25 protein-coding genes, 3 pseudogenes and 1 other annotated feature are annotated in these 23,653 nt (G+C 61.8%); of the genes and pseudogenes, 4 read left to right on the top strand and 24 right to left on the bottom strand.

All coding sequences use genetic code 11. The features are described 5' to 3' along the window. Positions 1–227 precede the first annotated feature (227 nt). Both ACN0S5_RS11635 and ACN0S5_RS11640 read left to right on the top strand, forming a co-directional pair. Positions 228–869, top strand: a complete 642-nt coding sequence (locus ACN0S5_RS11635) for a ParB/Srx family N-terminal domain-containing protein (protein WP_417208436.1) — start codon at positions 228–230, stop codon at positions 867–869. A 159-nt stretch (positions 870–1,028) separates the two neighbouring features. Next, positions 1,029–1,700 (top strand): recombinase family protein, encoded by a 672-nt coding sequence (locus tag ACN0S5_RS11640; protein ID WP_417208624.1) that lies wholly within the window; start codon positions 1,029–1,031, stop codon positions 1,698–1,700. Positions 1,701–1,791: 91 nt separating this feature from the next. Here ACN0S5_RS11640 and ACN0S5_RS11645 read toward each other — a convergent pair whose 3' ends face one another. Together ACN0S5_RS11645 and ACN0S5_RS11650 are read right to left on the bottom strand one after the other, a co-directional pair. Then, entirely contained in the window at positions 1,792–3,249 is a 1,458-nt protein-coding gene (locus ACN0S5_RS11645) for a calcium-binding protein (protein WP_417208437.1), read from the bottom strand. A gap of 121 nt (positions 3,250–3,370) precedes the next feature. Continuing rightward, on the bottom strand, positions 3,371–3,634 hold the full coding sequence (locus ACN0S5_RS11650; RefSeq protein WP_417208438.1) for a hypothetical protein: 264 nt from the start codon (positions 3,632–3,634) through the stop codon (positions 3,371–3,373). Between the two features lie 219 nt (positions 3,635–3,853). Between ACN0S5_RS11650 and ACN0S5_RS11655 the strand changes: the two genes are divergently transcribed. Together ACN0S5_RS11655 and ACN0S5_RS11660 are read left to right on the top strand one after the other, a co-directional pair. Next, complete coding sequence (locus tag ACN0S5_RS11655) at positions 3,854–4,183, top strand: phage terminase small subunit P27 family (protein ID WP_417208440.1); 330 nt, start codon at positions 3,854–3,856, stop codon at positions 4,181–4,183. A 74-nt stretch (positions 4,184–4,257) separates the two neighbouring features. Beyond that, a pseudogene (locus tag ACN0S5_RS11660) lies at positions 4,258–4,911 on the top strand (YcbK family protein); the annotation flags it as partial. A gap of 203 nt (positions 4,912–5,114) precedes the next feature. On the opposite strand, the gene ACN0S5_RS11665 reads toward ACN0S5_RS11660, so the two are convergent. The 22 genes and pseudogenes from ACN0S5_RS11665 to ACN0S5_RS11770 form a co-directional block, all read right to left on the bottom strand. Further along, on the bottom strand, positions 5,115–6,179 hold the full coding sequence (locus ACN0S5_RS11665) for a dipeptidase (protein ID WP_417208442.1): 1,065 nt from the start codon (positions 6,177–6,179) through the stop codon (positions 5,115–5,117). Further along, positions 6,176–6,364 carry a hypothetical protein gene (locus ACN0S5_RS11670; protein ID WP_417208443.1) on the bottom strand — a complete coding sequence of 63 codons (189 nt, stop codon included), beginning with the start codon at positions 6,362–6,364 and terminating at the stop codon, positions 6,176–6,178. The genes ACN0S5_RS11665 and ACN0S5_RS11670 overlap by 4 nt, the downstream gene beginning before the upstream one ends. Next, positions 6,361–6,936 carry a gamma-glutamylcyclotransferase gene (locus ACN0S5_RS11675; RefSeq protein ID WP_417208445.1) on the bottom strand — a complete coding sequence of 192 codons (576 nt, stop codon included), beginning with the start codon at positions 6,934–6,936 and terminating at the stop codon, positions 6,361–6,363. The genes ACN0S5_RS11670 and ACN0S5_RS11675 overlap by 4 nt, the downstream gene beginning before the upstream one ends. Further along, positions 6,929–7,465, bottom strand: coding sequence for a GNAT family N-acetyltransferase (locus ACN0S5_RS11680; protein ID WP_417208446.1), 537 nt, complete (start codon positions 7,463–7,465; stop codon positions 6,929–6,931). Before ACN0S5_RS11680 ends, ACN0S5_RS11675 begins: the two co-directional genes overlap by 8 nt. Position 7,466: 1 nt before the next feature. Next, positions 7,467–7,805, bottom strand: a complete 339-nt coding sequence (locus ACN0S5_RS11685) for a cupin domain-containing protein (RefSeq protein WP_417208447.1) — start codon at positions 7,803–7,805, stop codon at positions 7,467–7,469. A gap of 22 nt (positions 7,806–7,827) precedes the next feature. Continuing rightward, entirely contained in the window at positions 7,828–8,259 is a 432-nt protein-coding gene (locus ACN0S5_RS11690; RefSeq protein WP_417208449.1) for an ester cyclase, read from the bottom strand. Positions 8,260–8,275: 16 nt separating this feature from the next. Then, positions 8,276–8,428 (bottom strand): hypothetical protein, encoded by a 153-nt coding sequence (locus tag ACN0S5_RS11695; protein ID WP_417208450.1) that lies wholly within the window; start codon positions 8,426–8,428, stop codon positions 8,276–8,278. 66 nt (positions 8,429–8,494) lie between these two features. Next, positions 8,495–8,959, bottom strand: a complete 465-nt coding sequence (locus tag ACN0S5_RS11700; RefSeq protein ID WP_417208451.1) for a class I SAM-dependent methyltransferase — start codon at positions 8,957–8,959, stop codon at positions 8,495–8,497. Positions 8,960–9,099: 140 nt separating this feature from the next. Continuing rightward, positions 9,100–9,339 carry a YybH family protein gene (locus ACN0S5_RS11705; protein ID WP_417208452.1) on the bottom strand — a complete coding sequence of 80 codons (240 nt, stop codon included), beginning with the start codon at positions 9,337–9,339 and terminating at the stop codon, positions 9,100–9,102. Between the two features lie 10 nt (positions 9,340–9,349). After that, positions 9,350–9,991 carry a sulfotransferase family protein gene (locus ACN0S5_RS11710; RefSeq protein WP_417208453.1) on the bottom strand — a complete coding sequence of 214 codons (642 nt, stop codon included), beginning with the start codon at positions 9,989–9,991 and terminating at the stop codon, positions 9,350–9,352. Between the two features lie 240 nt (positions 9,992–10,231). Next, a complete protein-coding gene (locus tag ACN0S5_RS11715) occupies positions 10,232–10,657 on the bottom strand; it encodes an ester cyclase (protein ID WP_417208454.1) in 426 nt (141 codons plus the stop codon). 221 nt (positions 10,658–10,878) lie between these two features. Next, the gene (locus ACN0S5_RS11720) at positions 10,879–11,211 is read right to left on the bottom strand and encodes a GYD domain-containing protein (protein WP_417208455.1); all 333 of its coding nucleotides are present in this window, start codon (positions 11,209–11,211) and stop codon (positions 10,879–10,881) included. A 75-nt stretch (positions 11,212–11,286) separates the two neighbouring features. Next, a pseudogene (locus ACN0S5_RS11725) lies at positions 11,287–12,592 on the bottom strand (IS3 family transposase). After that, positions 12,195–12,311 (bottom strand) — a sequence feature (AL1L pseudoknot). Its footprint overlaps the pseudogene before it by 117 nt. A 227-nt stretch (positions 12,593–12,819) precedes the next feature. Then, positions 12,820–15,099, bottom strand: a complete 2,280-nt coding sequence (locus ACN0S5_RS11730; protein WP_417208456.1) for a M10 family metallopeptidase C-terminal domain-containing protein — start codon at positions 15,097–15,099, stop codon at positions 12,820–12,822. Between the two features lie 272 nt (positions 15,100–15,371). Further along, positions 15,372–16,206, bottom strand: a pseudogene (locus tag ACN0S5_RS11735) (IS5 family transposase); the annotation flags it as partial. 164 nt (positions 16,207–16,370) lie between these two features. Then, positions 16,371–17,354, bottom strand: coding sequence for a type II secretion system F family protein (locus tag ACN0S5_RS11740; RefSeq protein ID WP_417208457.1), 984 nt, complete (start codon positions 17,352–17,354; stop codon positions 16,371–16,373). A gap of 9 nt (positions 17,355–17,363) precedes the next feature. Beyond that, the gene (locus ACN0S5_RS11745) at positions 17,364–18,323 is read right to left on the bottom strand and encodes a type II secretion system F family protein (RefSeq protein ID WP_417208459.1); all 960 of its coding nucleotides are present in this window, start codon (positions 18,321–18,323) and stop codon (positions 17,364–17,366) included. Beyond that, on the bottom strand, positions 18,323–19,750 hold the full coding sequence (locus tag ACN0S5_RS11750) for a CpaF family protein (protein WP_417208460.1): 1,428 nt from the start codon (positions 19,748–19,750) through the stop codon (positions 18,323–18,325). Before ACN0S5_RS11750 ends, ACN0S5_RS11745 begins: the two co-directional genes overlap by 1 nt. 4 nt (positions 19,751–19,754) lie before the next feature. Further along, positions 19,755–20,987 (bottom strand): AAA family ATPase, encoded by a 1,233-nt coding sequence (locus ACN0S5_RS11755; protein ID WP_417208461.1) that lies wholly within the window; start codon positions 20,985–20,987, stop codon positions 19,755–19,757. Positions 20,988–20,998: 11 nt separating this feature from the next. Then, positions 20,999–21,625, bottom strand: a complete 627-nt coding sequence (locus ACN0S5_RS11760; protein WP_417208462.1) for a TadE/TadG family type IV pilus assembly protein — start codon at positions 21,623–21,625, stop codon at positions 20,999–21,001. Beyond that, on the bottom strand, positions 21,622–22,107 hold the full coding sequence (locus ACN0S5_RS11765; RefSeq protein ID WP_417208463.1) for a TadE/TadG family type IV pilus assembly protein: 486 nt from the start codon (positions 22,105–22,107) through the stop codon (positions 21,622–21,624). The genes ACN0S5_RS11760 and ACN0S5_RS11765 overlap by 4 nt, the downstream gene beginning before the upstream one ends. Further along, positions 22,104–23,594 carry a TadE/TadG family type IV pilus assembly protein gene (locus ACN0S5_RS11770; protein ID WP_417208464.1) on the bottom strand — a complete coding sequence of 497 codons (1,491 nt, stop codon included), beginning with the start codon at positions 23,592–23,594 and terminating at the stop codon, positions 22,104–22,106. The genes ACN0S5_RS11765 and ACN0S5_RS11770 overlap by 4 nt, the downstream gene beginning before the upstream one ends. Positions 23,595–23,653: the final 59 nt, after the last annotated feature.

The raw sequence follows: 23,653 nt of genomic DNA on the forward strand, positions 1-23,653 counted from the left end.
GGCGGCAGTTGCGTCCTTCGACAGGCGGGGATCCTTCGCACGTTTCCTGCGGTATCCCGCCGTTTTGGCGCAGCAAGGGGAAGCGTCAGCCTTGAGCCGTGTACAGTCTGCGTTGTCACCTCCTGTCGGTTAATGGCGAATATTGTCATTATTACAAGGGCATAAGACCTGTGATACACTCCCCGAGAAGTGGCTGGAAACGGCCGGTCAATCGAGTGGTGGGGGTCATGGCAAAGCGGGCAGCAGACAAATTCGACGATACGGCGGCTCCGTGCGGTGCGCGGGTCATCGCACAAAGGTCGGTTGCCGATCTGGTGCCCTACGCCAACAACGCTCGTACGCACAGCGATGCGCAGGTGGCGCAGATCGCGGGGTCTATCCGGGAGTTCGGCTTCAACAACCCGGTGCTGGTGGATGGCGCGAACGGCATCATCGCCGGGCATGGCCGGGTGCTGGCGGCGCGCAAACTGGGGCTGGACAACGTACCGGTCATTGAACTGGCGCATCTGAGCGACGCGCAGAAGCGGGCCTACATCCTTGCCGACAACCGGCTGGCGGACTTGTCGGGGCTGGGCATCGATCTGCGGGACCTCGGCTTTGACGGAGCAGAGCTGGACGCGCTGTTCGAACACCGGGCGGCGGATGGCCGCGAGGAGGAGACGCCGGAACTGCCTGCCAAACCGGTCTCGGGCCCCGGCGATCTCTGGCACCTCAGAGCCCAGCGTCTTCTCTGCGGGGATGCCACCGATCCTGATGCCGTCAAACAGCTGCTGAACGGCGTCACACCGCACCTGATGGTCACCGAGCCCCGAGAGCCAGAAACCCGAACCGGTCACCTTCGTCTGGCGCACAATTGTCAATTCCGGTGAAGATCCGCCGGATGCGCCGATCGAACACGTCAAGAGCCTGTCTCTGCCGACGAAAGACGCCTGACCGGCGCCTCTGCCGACTACACTAACGCGCTGATCCGATGTACAAACCTGCCAAACGAAGGGTGCGCAGGTCTGTACATCGGCCTCAGCAGGATCATCGCCTACGAGCCGGTCTCGACGGCCCGGCAGGGTCGCTCGGGCCTCGGACTAGAGGCGCAGAGAAACGCCTTCGCGACGTCACGCTCGGCGAAGGTGCTGGCTCGCTTCACCGAGGTGGAGAGCGGCCGGAAAGACGACCGACCCGAACTCGACAATGCCCTCAATCTCGCCCACCTGACCGGCGCCACGCTGGTGATCGCCAAGCTGGACCGGCTTTCGCGCAACGCCGCCTTCCTGCTGCCCCTGCAAGGCAGCGGGGTCTCCTTCCTCGCCTGCGACCTGCCCGAGGCCAACGACCTGACCATCGGCATCATGGCGCTGGTGGCGCAACAGGAACGCGAAGCGATCTCCAGACGCACCAAAGAGGCGCTGGCGGCGGCAAAGGCCCGAGGCGTCAAGTTGGGCAATCCCAACGGCGCGGCCGCGCTCAGGCGGGCTGGCAAAGGTGGAACGGCGCTGCAACAGGCCGTCAGCCGCAACGCAGACGCCTTCGCCGAGGACCTGCGAGACGCGGTCGACGCAATCCGTTCGGAAGGTCACACAACCCTGCGCGCCTTGGCAGAACAATTGAACATCCGTGGGATCAGGACCCGTCGTGGCGGGCACTGGCATGTCTCGACCGTACAGAACCTGCTGGTCAGGACTGAGCTGCTCGAACGGGCGACCTGACCCGGCGGGAAGGAAACCTGGAACTCGGCGTCCGCAGGCCGCTGCTCCTGCGGATGTGCCGTGAGAGGCACCTTCGGGATGCCGCCACTTCTCAGAGCACAAAATCATCCGCCGTCAGGCCGGTGACGCCGCCGACACGGATCTCTGCGTCGGTCACGCCATCGCCATTGTTGTCGATCTGCACGATGGTCGAGCCGTTTGCCGTTTCGACCAGCCGCAGCTCGGGGTTGCCGGAGGGGGCAAAGGCAGCCATGCCACGGAACTCGAACACGCCCGGGCTGAGGCCAGCCACGCTGATCACATCCAGACCCTTCTCGAAGTCCAGTATCTGGTCACGCGTGGCGCCGATCCCGGCCTCCGCGAGGCTGCGGAAGACAAAGCTGTCCGCGTCTGGCCCGCCGGTCAGGAAGTCGAGGCCGAGTCCCCCGGTCAGGTCATCCTCGCCCGCGCGGCCACGCAGCACGTCGGTGTCTCCGCCGCCTTCGAGAATGTCATTGCCTTGGCCGCCGTCGATGGTGTCATTGCCCGGACCGCCCTGCATCTGGTCGTCGCCGGACTGGCCGACAAGGACGTCGTTGCCAAAGCCCCCCTGCAGGGTGTCGTCGCCGTCGTTGCCGATCAGGGTGTCGTGGTTGTTGCCTCCGTCCATCGAGTCATTGCCGTCGCCGCCGACCAGCGTGTCAAAGCCCGCTCCACCCAGCAGGGTGTCGTCACCGCCCCGGCCCACCAACTTGTCCTGATCCGCGCGCCCGTCAATCAGATCAGCAACATCGCCACCGGCCAGCGTATCGTTGCCGCCATCGCCAGAGATGCCTTCGGTCACAACCCCAGCGCCGATCCCTTCGTAGCGATCCGCCTCAGGTCCGAGGTCGAGTGTTGCCACCATTGTTCCGGAATTGATCACGAAGTCCTGGCTGTCGCTCATGAAAATTCTGCTCCGCGCGAACGGACCGGAGATGACACCGTGATTGATCAGAGTTGGAAAGAAATCACTGTTCATGTAGATGCGATCGACATGCATTGTCCCGGTATTGATCAGCCGGGCCCAACTCGTGGCGCTCATATCGAGGTAACCGCCCTTCAGATATCCCGAGTTGTTGAGATCGAAGACGGTCAGATTGAGCGAAGTGGCAGAGAGAATATTGCGGTCAGTTTCAGCCACGCCATGATTGGTGAAAGTGATGATCTGCGGCCCGGTTGACTCATAGGTGACGATCAGATCACCCTGCGCGGTGATCGTTCCAAAATTCGTGATGGTGTGCAGGCCGCCGGCCCCGCCAAGGTTTATGGCCTCGCCGGTGTTGCCGGCGGAGATGATGGCAGAGGCGGTGCCATAGTTAACGACGCGGGAGCTGTTCGTGTTCACGTTGAACGTCAGGTAGGCGTAAATGTCACCATGGTTGAGAACGCTTGTCAGGCCCGCGCCAGCGGACAGGGTCACTCCAGTCCCCGCGGTGAAGATATCGACAAAGTCGCGAATGACCAGGGCGTCGCCGTTGCTGACGCTGACGCCGCTGTTCTGGCTACTGGACTGGAAAACGAGTGTCATGACGGCCGTCCTTGTTTAAGCCGGGGCGCATCAAGGCACGCGCTCGCGGCGTGATCACTGAAATTGTCCAAATTTGCCATTGCGAACCAGCGGGCTGCATTGGCGGTACTCGTGAAAGAGGTCAGTGTACACTGAACGGGCTGGTGTCCCTAGGCCGCAGGAGAAATGAAGACGTACCTCTCCCCAGCCTGCGGGCATTGTCCTGCGGTCCCCAGTCGGTGACGCTCAAAACGAAATCGTCCGCCGTCAACCCGGCGACGATTGCCTTCCGGAACTCGGCGTCGATCACGCCGTCGCCGTTGTTGTCTATCTGCACGATGGTCGAGCCGGTCGCGATCTTAGCGCTGGGGAAACGCCCCCAAGGATCCTCCGTCTGAATGGACAAGTCGAGGCCCTGTGAAGCCCAGGCGTCCCAACTGGCCCGTCCCGCAAGCTTGTCCGCATATGTCGTACGTTTTAGGAAAATGGCATTATTGCAAGGACTTGCCGCTCGGGGCAATCTGAAGAGGACCCCGAGGGTAGGTCTATCTCTGGAGGTTTCCGGCCGGGACCGGCGTGGGGGGCCAAAACGTCCACATTGCCAGAATTCGAAGTGGAGGGAGCGATGCGCGGACGCAAACCGAAACCCAGCGGGCTGAAGCTGGTCACTGGCACTGACCGGTCCGACCGCCAAAACCCTTCCGAGCCGAAACCACAACCTGCCTGCCCGGAACCGCCGGATCATCTGAAGGGTGAGGCCCGCGCGGAATGGGACCGGGTGTGTGGGCAGCTCTGCGCTTTGGGCATCCTGTCCCAAATCGATCGCGCGGCACTCGCCGCCTACTGCCAGGCCTACGGCCGTTGGGTGCAGGCCGAAACCGCCCTCGACGTTATGGCACACCGCGATACCGTGACCCACGGCCTGATGTTCCGCATTCAGGGCGGCAACCCTTAGCCGCGCCCCATTCCCATTCATCAGCCCAACCGCACCCGCCCTCGAGGCGGGTTATTTCGTTTCTGGAGGACGCCATGACCCCGACCTTTTACGACCATTGGCATGACGTGCCGGAAAGCGCCTGGCGCTGGCCGAATTTCTCGCCCGCAGAAATCGCATGCCGGGGCACCGGCAAGGTGCTCATCTTCGAACCCGCGCTCGACAAGCGACAGGCGCTGCGCGACCGGCTGGGCAAGCCGCTGATCGTTCGCTCCGCCTATCGCAGCCCCGAGCACAACCGCGCCGTGGGCGGCGCGACCCGGTCGAAGCACCTCGACGGTGCCGCCTTCGACATCGCCATGGCGAACCACGACCCGGTGGCCTTCGAGGCGGCGGCGCGGGAGGTCGGGTTCCTCGGCTTCGGCTTCTACCCGCGCTCGGGATTCATCCACGTCGACCTCGGCCCCGCGCGTCAGTGGGGCGAGCGGTTCCCGGTCCGGGCGACTGCCTTCGCAGCCGAGACGCCGCCCGCACGCGAAGTGCTGGCCGACAGCCGCACCTTGAAAGGCGGTGGCGCGGCTGGTGTGGCGACGCTGGGCGCAGCAGGGGTGGAGGTCGCGCAAAGCGTCTTGGACGAGACCCAGACCGCCATCCTGCCGCTGGTCCCGTATCTCGATAGGCTCCGCTGGGCGTTTATTGCCGTGCCGCTCGGCGGTATCGCAGTCACCATCTATGCGCGGGTTCCAGATCAGGGATCCCGCGGCGAAGACCCAGACCGCGCCTTGATTGTCGAGCCGATCAAGGATCTCAACCGCAGTCCGGTGGAAAAACTCCGGCGGGCGATCCTCTACCACAATGGGCCCGCGTTCATCGACGCGCGGCGGCAGCCGGTCGACAAGGGTGCGCGTGAGGCGCAGGGGCGGCACGATGGGCGGATGCTTCAGGCCGGACATCAGTTCAGGCACCTGTCAAGACAGGCGAGCCAGTTCTCGCGTGCAAGTTTCGCGATCAGCGGAGCGTCGTAGCCATGCGCGGCCATCGCCTCGAACAGGTGCTGTACGCCGGTGACGTCGCCGATCAGGTCGGGCAGGACGCAACCGTCGAAATCCGACCCCAGCCCGACATGATCCTCGCCCGCCTGCGCGATCAGATGGTCGAGGTGGCGCAGCATCACGTCCCAGCTGGTGCTCGTGTCCGCCGTGCCATTGGCGTTCAAGTAAAAGGTGGCAAAGTTGAACCCAACCATGCCACCGCGCTCGCGGATCATGTGCAATTGCCGATCGGTCAGGTTACGCGGGCTGTCACACAGCGCATGAGAGTTGGAATGCGTGGCCACCAGTGGGGCTGACGAGACGCGGGCCACATCGTGGAAACCCTTCTCGTTCAGATGCGACAGATCGATCATGATGCCCAATTCATCGCACAGGCGCACCAGATCAAGGCCTGCCTCAGTGAGGCCCGGCCCGGTGTCGGGGCTGCCCGGAAAGGCCATCGGCACGCCGTGGCCAAAGATCGTCGGCCGGCTCCAGACCGGGCCAAGTGAGCGCAGGCCCATGTCGTGAAACAGGTAGATCGCGTCAAGGTCGGGGCCGATCGCCTCGGCCCCTTCCATATGCATCACGCCCGAGATGACACCGGCCTTCATGGCTGTGCGGATGTCGGCCACTGATCGGCAAACGCGGAAGTTATTGGGAGCCGAGCGTTCCATCCAGTGCAACAGCCCCGCCATGGCAAGCGCCTTGGGCTGGGCCTGCGGATGTTTCATTTCGGGCGGCATCGGCAGGGCGTAGGGCGGATCGGCCATCAGCGCCTTGAAGTCGGGCGGTGGGCCGCTGGACGCGGGCGGCACGAAGATTGCAAACAGCCCTCCCGCAAAGCCCGCGTCCTTCATCCGCGCGAGGTCCAGATGGCCGCGGCCAGCCGTGCCCAGCCAGGTCTCTTCGCGCGGGGCGGGGGTTTTCATGAGCCGTAGCAGGAAATCGTTGTGGCCGTCGAAAAAGGGAGTGGGCGCGGTCATTGAGCAGATTCCTTGCTTGTGAGCGCGGCGAGGTGGGCATCCACCGCGCATAACAAGTCGCTGCAATGCGCATCGGTGATGCCAAGTTGCGTGAAATGCCCGACGATATTGGCCAGATAGTCTCGGCTGGTGCCAAGATCGCCCGCCCCATGGGCGATATAGCGGACCTGTTCCGCGTGGGTCACAGGTCGGGGCGCACGTCCGGCACGTCGTGGTCCGCAATAAAGGCCAACACGCGTATGTCCGCATCGCCGATCCGGGCCGGGACAAACCGGGCGAGGTAGCCGGGCGCGATCATCTCGCGCCGGAACAGGATCTCGGTCTCTGCCTCGACATCCGCCGCCGCGATCCGAAAGGCCAGCCCCTCGCACCCGTCGCACCCTTTGACGGCATCCAGCGTCGCGAACAGGCCCGGTGCCTCTTTGGTGCCGCGGCCGCCCCTGGTGTCTACCAGGATCAGGCGGCGGGCATGACCCGCGACATGGGCACGCCGCACCTCGGCAAAGCGCAAGGCCGGATCCCACATCAGCGACCCATAGCCGAAGACCCACAGATCGCCCGAATGGTCGGCCAGCGCCTCGGCCCGGATCGCCTCGCGCTGTGCGTCGGTATGGACCCAGTCGCGAAACGCCTCTTGTTTGGGGTCTGCTGCGATGATCGCCTCAACGTTGAACGTTCGAAAGTAGGACGTCTCGGTGTCCGCGATCCGGTCGCGCAATTCAGGGTGATGGGCAAAAGGGTCGGTCAGTTCAGGCAAGGCGGCTCTCCTCTTTGGTCTCGCGGACCGGAATCATTTCCATGCAGATGTCGACGCCTTCGACGATGCCCAGAAAATCCGGTGAGCCTGGCACGTCGCGAAATCCGGCGCGCCGGTAAAGCGACTGGGCGGCGTGCAGTGCGTGGTGGGTGGACAGACGGTAGCGGACGTATCCGGCAGCCTCGGCCTCGGCCAGCAGCACTTTCAGCATTTGCGCGCCGATCCCGTGACCCCATGCATCGGGTCTCACGAACATGCGCTTGATCTCCATCGTCGTCGCGTCCTGCCCATAGAAGGCGACACAGCCCACCGGCGCGCCGTCAAGCCGCGCCAACAGCAGACAGCCCGAGGGCGGGTCGAAGCGTCCCGGCAGACCGGCGAGTTCGGCTTCGAGGTTGGCGAAGACCGACGGGTTCGGGTTTTCGCCCGTGGCCACATGTTCCATGGCCCATGCGAAGAAGGCGCGGATCAACGCCCGCGCTGCGTCGAGGTCTTTGGGCGTCTCGGCTCTGGCGATATCGACTCCCATCTCAGCGTGCCTTCAGCGGGTAACGGTCGGCCTCGGCAAAGACGTCGAAGGCGATGGTGCCCGCCTTTACTGCGACGGCATGTTCGACACCTGCGGGAATATCGTAGCGCGTCCCCGGACCATGGCGGCGAGTCTGCCCGTCGATGGTCATCGCCACCTCGCCCGCGACCAGAGTGCCCCATTGCGGACCGTGCGCATGTGGCGGCAGGCTGAAGTCCTGATGGAAGTGGAAAAACACCACCAACCCCGACTCCAAGCGAACAGCATGGGAGGTGGCGACGGTTTCGGGAAAGGGAACGTCGAGCGCGTGCATCGCGTCGAAGAAGTCGGGTAGCTGCATTGGTGTATCCTTTCGTATCCGGTCAATCCACCAGGCCAAGCTGGCGGGCGATACTGGCGCTGTCGTAATAGTCGCGGCCCTCGACCACCTTGCCGTCCTGCACCCGCATGACGCTACAGTAGCGCACTTCCATCCGGCGACCCGAGGGCGGGAATTCCCCAAGGCTGGAGTGAAGAGGTCCGGTCTGCGTGCCGCGATTGAGGAACTCGACGACAGCCCAGCCATCGGGTCCGTCGCCTCCGGTGATGACATTGACGACCTTGACCTCGCCGTCGGGGAAAGCCGCGCGCCAGCGGTGGTAATCGGAAAGGTAGCCTTCAGGGCCGATTTGCGCCTCGCCGCGCGCCACATCCTCGAACTGGCAATCCGGGGCGATGGCGGCAGCGCCGCGTTCCGGGTCGCGCAGATCCCAGGATTCGTGGAATTGTCGGACAGTTTTTTCGATGCTGTTCATTTGGCTTCCTCCCCTGTCAGGTCGCCCGGCTGTGGCAGCAGTTGCACAATCGCGAGGCGCACATCGTCATCTCCATCACCACGCGGTTGGCTGTGCCAAAGTGATCGACCGTCAGTTCGGCCGCGCGGGCCAGCGGCTTGAGCTTGCCCGCAAGCCATGCGTTGGTCACCGACCCGGCCACGAAGGCCTGGGCGCAGGCCCCCAGCGGATCGCCGGGCCCGAGTCCCAGCGAAGCCTAGGAAAAATCGGCGTCGCAGACGACAAGTGTGCCGCCCGGTCGCAGGATCCGCGCGGCCTCGGCGACCAGCGGGGCTGGGTCGGCGACATGGGATAGCACCGTGTGCAGGATGGCGATGTCGGTGCTTGCGTCCGCGAGGCCGAGCGCCTCACCGTCGCCCAACCGGAATTCGAGGTTCGCCCGGTCGCCCACCAACGCCCGTGCCTTGTCCGTCAATGCATGGGACCGCTCTATTCCAAGGACCGGGGCCTGACCGAAACGGTCGGCGATGCGCCGGGTCACGCCGCCGGTGCCGCAACCGATATCGACGATCAGACCACCATCGGGCGGGTCGAGCCTGTCGAGATAGGCGTCGATCACCGTCAGCATGGTCGGATCCGCCGCCCTGGTTTCAAGTCCTGCGACGATGATGTCGATGATGACTGGCGACGCAGCGTCTACATCGGCGAAGGGGTCGCTCATCCCGCCACCTGCCGAGCGTAATCCTCCGCGTCGAACCATCCCCGCGGGGCCGCGACCTTGCCGCCTTCGTCCAGATCCCATTCCTCCCAACCCGTGATCCGTAACGGCTTGCGGGTCTCTGAATGGTGGCCGGTGAAGGTTCAGAGATACAGGACATGATTGCCGGCGACGCGCAGCCCGTCGCAGACAAGGTTCAGGTCCGGCACATCGGCGAAGAACCCCGCCGCCATCGCGGCGACGCCCTCGCGCCCCTCCCAGGGCGTGCCACGGTTGATAACGATGTCGCCGTCTTCGGCGTAGTAAGACGCGACCGCCTCGGCCGAGCCACTGTTCCAGGCGGCGGTGTAGGCCGTGGCGACGGCGTGGATGTCAGTCGTCATGTCAGGCTTCTTACCGTTCGGCATCCTCCGGCTCGCCGCCGAACATCGCCCAGAATTCGTCGCGGGCATTGCTGCGCGGGAACGCGGTGGCTGGTGTCGGCACATCGAGGAAACGGCAGAGCGGTTCCCACCCATCTGTCGGCGTGAACACCAGCAGCCGGTCCGCTGCCACAGTGGCGCGGACCTTTTCGTTATTGCGACGATAGGCAGCGATCGAACGTTCGCGATCAAGGCCGCCGAGCACCCCGTCGACCAGCAGGATTTCCATCGTTCCGAACAATTCGAGGATGGGCGGTGGCACTGGAAGCGATTTGTAATGCGCAAAGAACTTGCCGATGGTCTTGGAATAGCTGGCCCACCAGTCGTCTTCCGGGCGCTCCGTGTGGATCACCTTCGCATCGGGAAAGGCCACCAGCATATCCTGCCAGTAGGCGGCACCGGGAAAATCCACCTGCGACGTGTAACCCGCGAAAACCTGCGCCCAGTCGACATCATGCCCCGCGGCAAGGGCATGCCAGTGTGCGGGCTGGTCTGGGTTGGCCATGACCTCGACCATGTGGTGGCATGGGCCAAAGCCCAGTTCTTCCAGCGCCATCTTGGTTGACATGGTTCCAGTCCGGCCAAAGCCGGAGCCGATGATCTGAAGAGTCATTGCGTCGATTCCTTGCTTGTTGTCGCTTGTTGTCGAAGAGGTCGAGGCAAACGGGTCACCGTACCAGTCGCTGTGGCTGCGCTGGATGCGCAGCAGGGGAAGGACGAGAAACCCATCAGCATGCCCTGGCTGTAATTGTCGACGCACTCCCCGTGCGGGCCGCGTTTGCACGCATCTGCGCGCTCCTCCTGCTCTCCCCCGAGCGCCGGGGTGTCGGCGTGCGCGCCCGTGCCCGTGGCGTCAGGTCCAGCCGAGGGCGCGCATCGACTGGGCGTCGTTCCAGATCTTGGTCATGTGCTTGATCTTCGGGCCATCAAACTCCATCGCATAGACGTAGTCGGCTGCCACGCTGCACCCGGTCGGCGGCACCGGTCCGCCCTCGTCCGTGTGGGTCCCGTGAAACACCGCAAAACCCAGCACCGTGGCGCGCGCCTCGTCGGCGGCGAAGGCTTTCATGTCATAATGGCCGTCCGGCGCCAGCTTCAGCAGACCCTCCATCCAGCCGGCATAGGCCTCGATCGTGCCAATCTCCGCCAGGGCGTCGGACTGGCAGGAGAAGGTGGCCCCCGGCGTGCAGAAAGGCGCGCAGGCGGCCCAGCCCTTGCCCGTCTCGATGGTGTCGAAGAACGCGGCGGCGGTGTCGGTCATTGTCATGGACTTGTTCATGGTGTCTCTCCCTGTCAGGTTGCCGCGATCCGGCGCGGCTTTTTCCAATGGGGCCGGTTTGCGCGTCGCTCGCTACACCACCGGCCAAAGAATTCTAAAGTGGATCTGCGCGGACGGGCTCAGCACAGCGAGATGGTGTCATTTGGCGTCGTATGGCCCGCAGCGTCGCGGTGGCCGAAAAAGACCGTACGACCGATACCGTTCCGGCACCCCGGAGCCACTCACCCGTGCGGCGGTTGGTATGCACCGGTGACCTCGCCCGCCTTCGTCATCGCCGCCATTGCGTCGGCCGAAGTCATCAGTTTCGTCGTCGCGCAGCCCGAAACGGTTCCAGCGGATGCGACGGCGGCGGCACCCGCCATCATGAAGGTGTCATCGGGGCCTTCGATCAGGCAGACGACGTCGTATTGGCCAAAGGCAAAGAACAGGTGATGCAACTTGCCGCCAAGCGCCTCCACCAGTTTGCGCGCTGCGGCTTCGCGATCGCTCGGATTGGCGACCATGCTCTTGATGGCGTCGGCGGAGTAGCTCAGTTGATAAAGATAAAATGGCATGGCGCGGTCCTCCCTCAGACGGGGCCGCGGCACCATTGAACCGCCCCGGGTTTGCCGGAGGCTGATTTTCGTTAGTTACACGGCTATGTCTTCAGTTTCCAGAGCTGCGTAGAAGTTGGCCTCTGCCTCGGCTGGCGGGATATTCCCGATGGGCTCGAGGAGGCGACGGTTGTTGAACCAGTCGACCCATTCCAGCGTCGCGTATTCGACGCTCTCGAAGCTGCGCCAAGGGCCACGGCGATGGATGACCTCGGCCTTGTAGAGGCCGTTGATGGTCTCGGCCAAGGCATTGTCCACTGCCCGGCAGGGCATTCCGCAGGAATGTCCCGAGAGGGATAGCTGTCGCCAACACTGCCGACAGACGGCTCGATGCCAGCTTCGCCCAGCCTTTCGGTGTAGCGAATGGACAGGTATTGCGACCCGCGATCGCTGTGATGGACAAGGCCCATGGCCTTCGTGGGGCGCCGGTCATGGACGGCCTGCTCGAGGGCATCCAGAACGAAACCGGTCTGCGCGGAGGTGCTGGCGCGCCAGCCGACGATCTTGCGCGCATAGGCGTCGATGACAAAAGCGACATAGACGAAGCCCTTCCAAGTGGCGACATAAGTGAAATCGTCGTCCATTGGGCTCGGACCAATGGCGCCTGCATGGACGACCCCAGAGCATGTTGGGCGCCGGAACCCGGAACTCGCGGTTCACTTTGTCCAGCGGACATGGGGCCTGCTTGTCCGGGATCGTTGTCCGGTGCGGCTTGCCACGGATGATGCCTTGGATGCCCATGTCTTTCATGAGCCGTGCCACAGTGCAGCGCGCGACAGATAAGCCTTCCCGGACGAGTTGTCTCCAGACCTTGCGGACACCGTAAACCCGCCAGTTCTCTTCGAAAACACGCCGGATCTCGGGTCGCAGTGCAGCATCACAGCGAGCACGGTCCGACAATCGTGCTGGGTCCGCCCGCTTCGCCAGGTGAGAATAGTAGGTGGAGGGGCGATCGGCAGGACACTGCAGATCGGCTCGACCCCGTGCGCATCCCTGTGCGCCTCAACGAAATCCACCATCACTTCGACCGGCGGTCGAGCTCCGCCATCGCAAAATATGCGCTCGCCTTGCGAAGGATCTCGTTGGCCTGGCGCAGTTCTCGGTTCTCCCGCTCCAGCGCCTTCATTCTCTCTGCCATCTCGCTGGGGACGCCGGCGCGTTTGCCGCTGTCGACCTCGGCCTTCTTGACCCAGTCATTAAGCGTGCTCGCCGAGCAGCCGATCTTCGCTGCGATCGACGTGATCGCCTGCCAGCGAGATCCGTGCTGACCCTCGCCGTCGAGAACCATCCGCACGGCGCGCTCGCGCACTTCAGGGGAAAACTTGTTCGTGGTCTTGCTCATGATGCTCCATCCTACTCAGGAGTTGGAGCCTCCGGCAAACCCGGGGCGGTTCACATGGCTGGAACCACATGCTCCATAGAGACAATGTGACAAGTCCTTTCGGCGAAAGGGGACGAGTGGACTCTATCGCTTTTGTGCAACTGAGCCAACGCGATCTACAACTTGCGCTGTTCCTCAAGTTATTGATTTACAAAGCCTGCAACTTGAAAGCGGGCCTGGCCATTCCATCACAGAACGAAATCGCTCACGGTCAATCCGGTCACGCCAGCAACTCGGATCTCGGCATCTATCGCTCCGTTGCCGTCCACGTCCAGTTGAACAATCGTCGATCCGCTTGGAGTTTCGAATAGCCGTAGCTCAGCATTTCCCGAAGGCGCAAAGGCTGCCGTCCCGAGAAAGTCGAAAGCACCCGCCGCCATCGCGGACACGTCGATCACGTCCACACCGGACTCGAAGTCCAAAATCTGATCGCGCAGGGCCCCGATCCCTGCATCGTCGACACTGTTGAAGACAAAGACATCCGCATCCGCCTCACCTGAGAGGTAATCCAGGTCGTGCCCGCCGGAAATTGTGTCATTGCCGGTTCCGCCGCGAATGACGTCCGTTCCGTCGCCGCCTTCAAGGAGATCTGCACCACCGTAGCCATAGATAGTGTCGTCCCCGTCGTTGCCGGTCAATACGTTGCCAAGATTGGTGCCCGCGACCAGGTCATTGCCTGAGCCGGTTTCGGAATTCTCAAAATTCAGGATGGTATCGCCATCCGCGATCGGGTCGCCGGAGACCGTGTTGTTCCAGAGCCTAAGAGTCAGCCCCCCCGTTGCATTGGAATAATCCAGTGTATCGCTGTCGCCCGGAGAGCCGTCCAGAACCTCCGCCCCGATGCCCCCGATCAGCCGGTCATCACCCAGACCGCCGATCATGCTGTCGGCACCTGCGCCACCATCCAATGTATCGTTTCCGGCAGCGCCGATCAGCGTATCTGCATCCGCTCCTCCAAAGAGACTATCATCGCCCAGACCGCCATCGAGGAAATCGTCCCCGATTCCGCCCTCAAGGACATCCGCACCGTCATAGCCATATATCGAGTCGTCGCCGTCGTTGCCTGTCAGGTGGTTGCTCAGGTGGTTCCCGGCGATCACGTCGTTGCCCGCGCCGGTGATAACGTTCTCAAAGTTCAGGATCGTGTCTCCGCTGGCTATCGGATCGCCCGAGACCGAGTTGTTCCACAGGCCCAATATCACCTGTGCCGCCGCGCCCGAATAATCCAGTGTATCGCTGCCGCCCGGAGAACCGTCCAGAACCTCGGCCCCGACGCCGCCGATCAGCCGGTCATCACCCAGACCGCCGATCATGCTGTCAGCACCTTCGCCGCCATTCAGCGTGTCATCGTCGGCATTGCCATTCAACGTATCCGCGTCGTTCCCGCCCAGGATTGAATCGTTGCCGCCGCGCCCGAACAGGGTGTTGGCCGCGTCATTGCCGGTCAGCGTGTCATTGCCATCGCCGCCGATGGCGATTTCGATCACCACGCCATTGGCAATCGTGAACCCGCCATGAAACGCTGGCAGGTAGGACATGAAGCCGCCGCCGCCCACTTCGAACCCCAGCGTTGCAGCGCGCAGGTCGATCACCGCATCACTGGTGCCGTCATGGCGGATTTCGTCCGTGCCGGAGTTGTCCCAGATCGTGCGATAACTGCGGTCCTGACTTTGCATGACATAGACGCTATCGCCGGTGCCCGTCGTCGTATTGACGCCGTATTTGCGCTGCACGGCGATGATGTCGATGGCCGAGGGGTTTTCCGGAGAGCCATAAGGAATGATCGACTCGGGCAGGTAGCCCAGCGGTCCGGTCGACCAGCCGCGATTATAACTCATCACCGAATAGACCTCTTGATTGAGGTCGTTGTCGCCGAGGTCAAAAAAGGCCGCCGTGACGCCGGGCATGACGATCGCCCCTGCGTCACTATCATGGGTGTGGGTCAACCCGATCAGATGCCCGATTTCGTGGATCAGGATCAGAAAGCCGAAGCCGCCCGCGTCCAGCGCACCGGCGTCGGTCCATTGCGGCACCCTGTTCGACATGAACATCACCTGAAGACCGCCGTTCGGAAAATAGGCCGAGCCATAGGGCGGGGTATCGCCAACAAACACTTCGATATCGGCCTGTGCGCGGTCCAAGGTCTGCACGAACTGGATGTTCGCAACGTCGGACCATGTGGCAAAGGCCGCCATGATCCGGGCCTGTTCATAGGCGCTGGTCGCATCCGCGACCAAACTCCCTGTAGTTTCTCCTACCGCCAAGATGTAGACGCGGATCGCGTCGGCATTGTCGATGTTCAGCGTGGTTCCCACGGTATCGCCCAGATCGGGACTTGGGGCTGCCGCTTTGGCAAAGCTCCTCACAGACACCGGTTCCACATCGGCAAGGCTGCCCGCGGTGTCAAAAAAGCCAGCGGTTGCCACCGTTCTGGCCAGTGGGGCCTCGATGTCGTCATCTCCGCGCATAATCAAATCACCTCCACTATCCCAATCTGTCGAAATGGGTTGGTCAAACTACTGCTGAAACACCGGGATCAAACAAACTATGTAACTTTTGGCTGCGCCTATCTGGAAAAGACGTGGATGCCCGGACGGCTGTTTGCGTCCTAAAGTGGCCCCATCCGCCCCCACGGATCGCTCTTGACGGATATTTCAATGCGCGCGCGGCGCGAAGTCAACGAAAACCGCAGTCATCGGGGCACTCTGCATCTCTTCCGGAAAACCTGCCCGCCTCGATGTCAGGTCGTTTTCGACTGATGAAAACACCCGCCGCGCGCTCGCTGCGCAAGTGGATATCTCGTGGTTTGATGCCGCGCCATTGGTCGCGTTTCTTGAATAGAAATGGCAGTCGGCGGGAATGAAACGGACGGAAGAGTAACGCACGGATGCGGTGCGGATGGCAGTGGCTTGAGGCCTTGCGCGCCCGCAGGCTGCTGATGAATTGGGCGGTTCCACGTCTTTGCTGACCAAGTGCGTCCCGCATCAGACTGTTTGGGACACAAGGCCGGGAATTCGAGCAGGCATTGCACATTGGTTTGCTGGTCGGCGCGGCTCTGGCGGTGGTATCCGCTCCATCGTCGCCACGAGGCCCAGCCAAGGTATTTGGAAGCCCGCAGGATTTCGTTTCGCGCGGCGGCACCGGCGGTGACGGTCTGCCACGGCCTGGCCTTCTTCCGTTGCGGGATGACAGCGTGTGCGCCGCGATCCGCGATGGCATCGCAGCACTTGCGGGTATCATAGGCGCCATCTGCCGTGACGCTGGCGATCTCTTCATCTGCGGGGATCTGGCGGAGCAGATCGGGCAAGACCGGTGCATCGCCGATGTCGCTCCCGGTGATCTCCCCTTTCGGCTGATTTGCGTCGCAAATCGCCTGCCGGGCAAGGGCCGGGGCGGACCTCCAGTGTTTCTCCGTCAATCCCCAGATGGATCTTGCGCCAGACCCGCCGTTTGGGACCGCCGTGCTTGCGCGCGTGCCACTCGCTTTCGCCCCCGGCCGTGATGCCAGTGCTGTCGACAAGCAGGTGCAGCGGGCCTTGCGAGCCGCGATATGATGCCGCAACAAGCCGAGCCTTGAGCAGATCGATATTCGTGACCATTCATCTGGCGTTTCAGCGTCCTCAGGCGATTGAGGGCGATTGATCTGGCCCTGGGTCTGGCCGTTCGACCAGGGGTCCCGCAACCCGGCAAGAAAAACACTCGCGTTGAGGACCGGGCCAACGAAACCCGCGATTATCTGTCAACCGACCTCAAGATAACGGATAACGATCGGGGTCAATGTGATGAGGAAAAGCGCTGGCAGCATCAGGATAGACATTACGGCAGACATCTGTACTGGCAGCTTGTTCGCTTTTTCCTGTGCGGCCAGTTCCCGCATCTGTCGCATTTCGGCAGAGTACATTTTCAGCGCGGCTGTCAGGCTGGTGCCGAACTGCATCGACTGCACGACAACCAAAGCAAATGACTTGGCTTGCTCGATGCCCATCCTTTCGGCCATGTCAAATAATGCCGCTTCCCGGTCGCGCCCGGCTTGTGTTTCCATCTGAAGCAAAAGTAACTCGTAGGCCAGCTCAGGGGATACGCGGCCCAGCTCCAGACCGACCCGGGCCAATGCGGCGTCAAAACCCATGCCCGCTTCAACGGAAATCTGGATCAGGTCCATGGCGTTGGGAAAGGCCTGCGTTAACTTTTGTTTCCGCTCCTTGATACGTTTGTTCAGCCAGTATCCCGGCGCGTAAAAACCAATCGCAGCTCCGATCGCCGCAATCTGCATAAGCAGCAGCCGAGAGGTGCTTTCCAGCGTGTCGGAAATGGCATTGGGGAGCAGGCCCGTTTGCGAAAGGAACGTCAGGGACAGGACGATGATGAGCGGCGCAAGAGCAAGGGCAAGCCTGATAACAAAGAATAATTCAACTGAATCCCTGCGGTCGAACCCGACCTTCGCCAATTGAAAGCGGATTTGTGCACGCTTCGATGGGTCATCGGGGATCAACGCTTTTTTCCAGCCTCGCGGAGCGTTTGCCTCCGGTCCCTTGGACAGCGAAGGGCTGGACTCATTCATGGAAATCGCCAACTTTCGCAGGCGGATCGCGCTGCGATCACGGGAGGAAAAGACCCCCACAGCGCCTGTGGCCAGCATGAACAATGCGAAACCGGCAAGGGCGAGGAATAGCCCGTTTTGCTTCATCGCGGTCGCCGAAAAAAATTCTAGATCCCAGGGCATTGTCGATCCCTAAATTGCAAAGTTTACGAGTTTGCGCAGCGCGAGGGCATTGCCGACGACAAGAAGAACGATCGTCACGGCGATCGGAATGAAGGCAGGGGCATCACTTACGTCCGAATAATAGCCGGGCGAACTGATCGATGTGCTGAGAAAGATTGCGACAGGCAGCGCCGAAAGCAGGTAGGCCGAAAGCCGACCCTCGGAAGAGATCGCCTGAATCCGACGTCGCAAGATGATCCGCTCGCGCACGACCTTTGACAACGTACCCAGCACGTCCGCCAGATTGCCGCCGGTTCGGTGTTGAATGCGTATCGAGACTGAAAGGTATTCGACATCTTCATGGCCGACCCTGTCAGCCATGTCGGCAAAGGCGTCCGTCAGATAGTCACCAAAGCTGATCTGCTCGGCCAGAATCCGAAACTCGCGTCCGACCGGATCCGGCATCGTGCGCCCGACATTGGCGATGGTCGCACTCACCGGGTGCCCTACACGAAGGCCCCGCATCATCAGGTCCAGCGCGTCTGGCAATTGATTTGTCAGAGCGGTTACTCTCTTGGCGTGCTGGATCTTGAGATAAGAGATGGTCCCGAACACGCCGGTCAATGCTCCCAAGGGGATGGCAAGATACCATTTCAGAAAGAACATTGACGTCATCGCCGCGAAAACAGCAGACGCGGCAAAACCAAGCACAATGCCCCTTTCGCATCCTTCCATGTCTGCATGACGCACCAACAACCGCAAGTTTCCGACAACCGGCCAGTCACGACCGACGCTGGACTGGCGTTGTTTGAGGATGACCGCTTCGACAGCGTGCTGGTGCTCTCTGGTCTTTCCGTCTTTCATGCGGTCTGCTGCGGCACGTTCCTGTCGGGCTTCCGGGGAAAAGATCATCCGAAGCGCCACCGCAAGAAGCAATGCGCACCCCAGAACCGCCATGGTCAACATTGTGGTAACGCCGTCACCAAGCATTATCCGACCTCCGCCATGTGACTGAACGCATCAGCGGCCAACGGCATACCGGCGGCCATGATCGCCTCGAAACAGCGCGGTCGAATACCGTTGGCCATCATTCTTCCCAACACGTTGCCCTCGGCGTCCAGCCCCATCTTCTTGAAAGCAAAGATTTCCTGCATCATGATCGTGTCGCCTTCCAGCCCGACGATCTCGGATATGCTTGTCACCCGTCGGCGGCCATCGGCCATCCGGTTGAGTTGAAGAACCAATTGGACGCCCGATGCGATCTGTGCGCGGATTGCCTGTATTGGAAAGTCGCCACCGATCATCATCACCATCTGTTCCAGACGGCTGACAGCGTCGCGGGCGGTATTGGCGTGGATCGTGGTCATCGACCCGTCGTGCCCGGTATTCATCGCCTGCAACATGTCGAAGGCTTCGTTCCCGCGCACCTCACCGACCATGATGCGGTCGGGCCGCATCCGCAGCGCATTGATCACCAGATCGCGTTGCGAAATCCTTCCTTGCCCTTCGACGTTCGCAGGTCGGGTTTCCAGACGTACAACATGTTCCTGTTGCAGCTGCAATTCCGCGGCGTCCTCGATTGTCACCAGCCGGTGGCGGGAGTCGATGAACGATGACAAAGCGTTCAGCATGGTGGTCTTGCCAGAGCCGGTGCCGCCGGAAATCAACACGTTCATGCGCGCCATGACTGCCGCTTGCAGGAATTGCGCAGCGGGTTTGCTTAGCGCGCCATGTTCGACAAGCTTGTCCATGTGCAGCGGCGTCCGAGAGAATTTTCGGATTGAAAGGCTGGCCCCGTCTATGGCGCAGGGACGGATAATGGCGTTTACCCGACTGCCATCCTCCAGACGGGCATCAACCCAAGGCTGACTTTCGTCGATCCGGCGACCGACACTCGAAACGATCTTGTCGATGATGCGCAACAGGTGTCGTTCATCGTGAAACCTTACATTTGTGCGTTCCAGCAGGCCAGCGCGCTCGACAAAGACGTTGTCCGGGCCGTTTACCAGAATGTCTGCCACCGAAGGGTCAGCCAACAGTGGCTCCAATGGGCCCAAGCCCAACACTTCGTCGAGCAATTCGCCGACCAGTTCCTGAAAGACTGGCGCGGACATTATCCTTTCGATGTCCTGCAAGTGCTGAGCGACCAATGCGGCGATTTCGCGTCGCAGATCGGATTTCGATACTTTTTCGACCGCCCCGAGATTCAACTGGCCGAGCAGAATATTATGCAACTCACTCTTCAGCGTTGTGTCGGGCGCGGCATTGGCGGGGCTTTTGCCAGGCGCAGGTGGCTGCGGTTCGGGTTGCCGTACGGGTCTCGACGAAGGCTTGTCGATGGCCGCAGGTTCGGGGACGGAAGCGCGGGAGGGGTGGGAGGAGGCATCGGCAACCCCAGCATGGAAAGATCTGAACACCGGGTTACCCCTTCTTCGATTTAACGAAAACTGACTGAGTGAGGGCTGAAATAGCCTTGCTCGCACGCGATCTCTTGGCGCCCAACCGCATTGGTACGCCCATATCTATCGCCCGGCGGGCCGCACGCGGATCATCGGGAATCCAGTGGTCGAGCGTCCGCCCGATCAGATGTGCGGCTTCCTTGTGTGCCTGCGATGGCACCAAAGGGCGCTTTTCAAAGTTGATGACGGTGCGGATCGGCAATGTCATGTGATCTTCGCCGATCAAGTCCATCAGACGACGTGTACGCCGAACCGATGGCACCGTCATGTCCGTGACAATCAACGCCCGCGCTGCTTCGTCCAGAACAGCATCGGTCCAATCCAGGACCGCCTGAGGCAAGTCCAGAATGACGTGGTCATAGCGCGCCTTCAGGGCCTGGATCAGCGTGCTCACCATTTCCGAACTCATCGCGCTGAGCGGTGCCAGGATATCCGGCGCGGTCAAGACATCGACACCGCTTTTGTGGCGCTGCATGGCGCGCGTGACGTAGTCCGGCTCGGCAGGCTTCCCGGCACGGATGAACGCGGTTGCCTCGGAACTGTCTGGCAGATCCAGAGCGAGCCCGATACTGCCGTTCTGCAAATCCAGATCGACAAGCGCGACCTTGCCCGGTTGGCCTCTGGCCGCCAGATCAATTGCCAGATTTACGGCCACAGTTGTGGCGCCAGCGCCGCCGCGGGCGCGCAAAACCACCGTCACGTCGCCGTCGCCGTCCCTTGCGCTATTGGGCAATGACGCACCCTCCTCACTCGGGGTTGGTGTCGGATCTGAGGTGGTCGTCATGTCGGGCGTGGGCGCTGCGGCTTTTAGTTCCAGCACCTCGGCCACGCCGGCGTCAACGTACCGATTTTTCGCGTCGTCGCAGACTGGCGAGGTGCTGACGGCGACAAACCTCAAGCGTTCAGGATTGGCGCATTTCAACTTGCGCAGGGCATTCAATTCGGCCTCCGGATCGTTGCCGATTTCGAAAACAACAAAATCCAGCAGATCCCAATTCTGGCCACCGGAGGTTACCACATCCACGAAATCCGCACAGACTGTATGACCCTGAACGTTTGAATCCGACGCCATCTTGGAACTCAAATCGGTCAGCAGTGCCGTGGATCTTGCAATGATCAGTATTTGTGCCTGTCCGACCTCCGGCACAGCAGCCTGCGCCACCTGATGTTCGATCTCGATTTGTGCAATGCTCATGATCTGGATCCTTATCTGAGGTCTTCTGAGGGCAAGGATGCGCTCATCGAGGAAAAGGTGAAGCTTTGCCCCAAGGTGGAACCGGACGCACCGGAAGCGAGGTCTGCCAGCGCTCCCAAAGGGGAGATGAAGTCGAAGGTAAGATCGACGATATCGACGGTCACAACGGGCACATACGCCGTGCCCACGCGGTTAAGAGCGGCGTCGAAACTGTAGGAGTACCTCAGGTTCTCCGGCCCGGCGCCGGTGGGCATCAACGGGCTGATCTGATTCCAGATCGCGGCCGCCGTCGGGTTCGAAAGAGTGCCGGTGCAACTGACAGTGGTGCTGGACTGGCACAATCCGGTACGTGCGGAACAGGCGGTTCCGTTGCGCAGACCGAGCGACTGCAAGTCTGCCAGTCCTCGGTTGACCAGTTGCGGCACATTCGGGCAGGCAGCCGGGCGCACGACGGCCATGCGCACGGCCATGGTCGTCGCCTTGTTTGTCATCACTTGCGCCAATCCCAACCGCGCGAAATCGATCAATCCGAAAAGCAAAAAAACCATGATCGGCGCAACCAGCGCGAATTCGACAAGAACAGCCCCGTCATCCCGTCGCGAAACCGCGCGAAGATATCTGCGCAGGCACCGGGTCATCGGCTCAATACCCGTGCGCTGTCCGTCACGCTGGTGGAGATTGTCGGAAATGCTCCGCCGACAAGTTCAATAAGTCCCGATAGCGGGTAGGTCATTTGCAATGTCGCGGTCACATTCGCCACACCGACCTGCCCGCCCCGGTAAGTGCCCGTCGTGCAGGTGAGCGAGGACTGGACAGTTGTGATCGACACGGATTTGGGGAAAGGCGTCGCGCCAGTGTAACTTGCGCGGACGATCTCACCCAATTTTTCGTCCCACGCGTCGGTGCTGCGTCCGGCGCTGCACGAATCCGACGGCATGGCCCGCGACAGATAGCGCGTTGCGTCCTGAACACCGGCAACTGTTGTCTGGAAGGCCCAGAACATCCGCGCCCCTTCGATTGAAAGGCCGAGAAACATCAGCATCATCGGCAGAATGATTGCAAATTCGACAATCGCTGCGCCGCTGTCATTTTGCCGGAAGAAACGAAGTGTGCGTTTCATTCGACCAACCTGACGACTTCGACGACCTCTGTACCAAGGTTGCCCTTGCCGCAGTCGCCGCCCAGGCACGCGGTGATCTCAACTTGCAGTTCGCCATTGGCGCCGGGTCCAAGACTGAACACTTCGAAGAACTGCTGAACCGGGGCGGTCGAAACGCGCGCATCGACACTGGCCGACAGGCAGTCGATCCCAGCCACGACCAGCAGACGACGAGTGGGATCGGGATCTTGCTGTTGAGTACAATAATTCGGGGTCGGTTCAGAGCCGCCGCCCAGAATGCCGCCACCCAAACCGCCCAACAGCCCGCCAATGGCTCCGTCCAGACTGGACAACAGCGACGACGGCACCTCGACGCTGCCCGATGCCGCAAGCTCGGCCAGATAGAACTCATACCGCGTCTGCGCCTCGGGATGTGGGTCTTGCCCGCCGTAATGGGCGTCTACATAGGCAAGCCGTCCAGCCTGCCAGTTTCCATCACCCTGAATGCTGCACCCCCCGCCAACCATGCAGTCATCGCCCGGCAGGCTGAAATCACCTGCTGCCGTACCAAGCGGCAGGCAAAGTCCGCCGGAATCGGTCAAGCCGGTCAACACACTGGGCGCACCTGCAAAGTCCGGGTTGCCAAGCAGATCTCCGGCAAGGCCGCCAAACTGCCCGAACCGCGTGTTCACGGCGTTCAGCAGTTCGGTGCCCTCCAGATCAACAGAGATTTTCAGGCCACCTTGGCCGAAGCAGGCCGTTTCTGGCTCGCGAGCGGCGAGCAGGCAGGCATCCAGTGAGTTGCCCAGCAGACCCGCACAAATGCTCAACCCGTCAAGCGCATCCGTGAGGGTGTCGACCAGTCCGATTTGACCGGGGCCAAGTCCGTTGATGGTTATTTCAGTGTCAAGGGTCAGCGTTTGCCCGATGCTGGTGCTGGCATCAAAGTCAAGTGACGGCAGGCACATTGCCACCGGGGTCACGTTGCACGCTTCCAAATAGAATCCAGCGGCTGCAAAGGCCCCTACGGTGCCATCATCACTGGTGTTGCCGTTGATGCGGCGATAGACACCTGACAAACCGGCGATGACCGACCGCTCGACCAGGCGGACCGCGACGAAACGCGCGCTATGAGGGGATTCGGTTTCAAAGACAGGATCGCGGGAAAAGCCGCCTGTTTCATCTGCGCGATAAAACGTCGTCTCCGCGATATCGACCGCGCCGAGCGCACGCGCGCCTTGGGCGAATGACTGACGATCCTGGATCAGAGTAGCGGCTGCATGGCGGGCTCGGAGGATTGCATCGGCGCGCCCGTCCAGTTCGGCGGCGGCGGCCAGACTGATCGAGTCCGCGAAGTTCTGCAATTCGGTCTGCGTGCTGGCCCTGCGGCCGAAATCAAGGATGAAGCCGACCATTCCAAGCATCAGAACCAACGCAACGGCGCTTGGCAAAAGGATGCTGCCTCGTTCGTCATTGCGAAATCTGGAGATGGCAAGCCGGGGCGACACGGGGGCTATCCTTGGGCAAGGGCAAAGGAACGCCTAACGGGGCGGGACCCCGTTAGGCG

The organism is Antarctobacter sp., assembly GCF_048262615.1.
In the GTDB taxonomy this organism is placed as follows: domain Bacteria; phylum Pseudomonadota; class Alphaproteobacteria; order Rhodobacterales; family Rhodobacteraceae; genus Antarctobacter.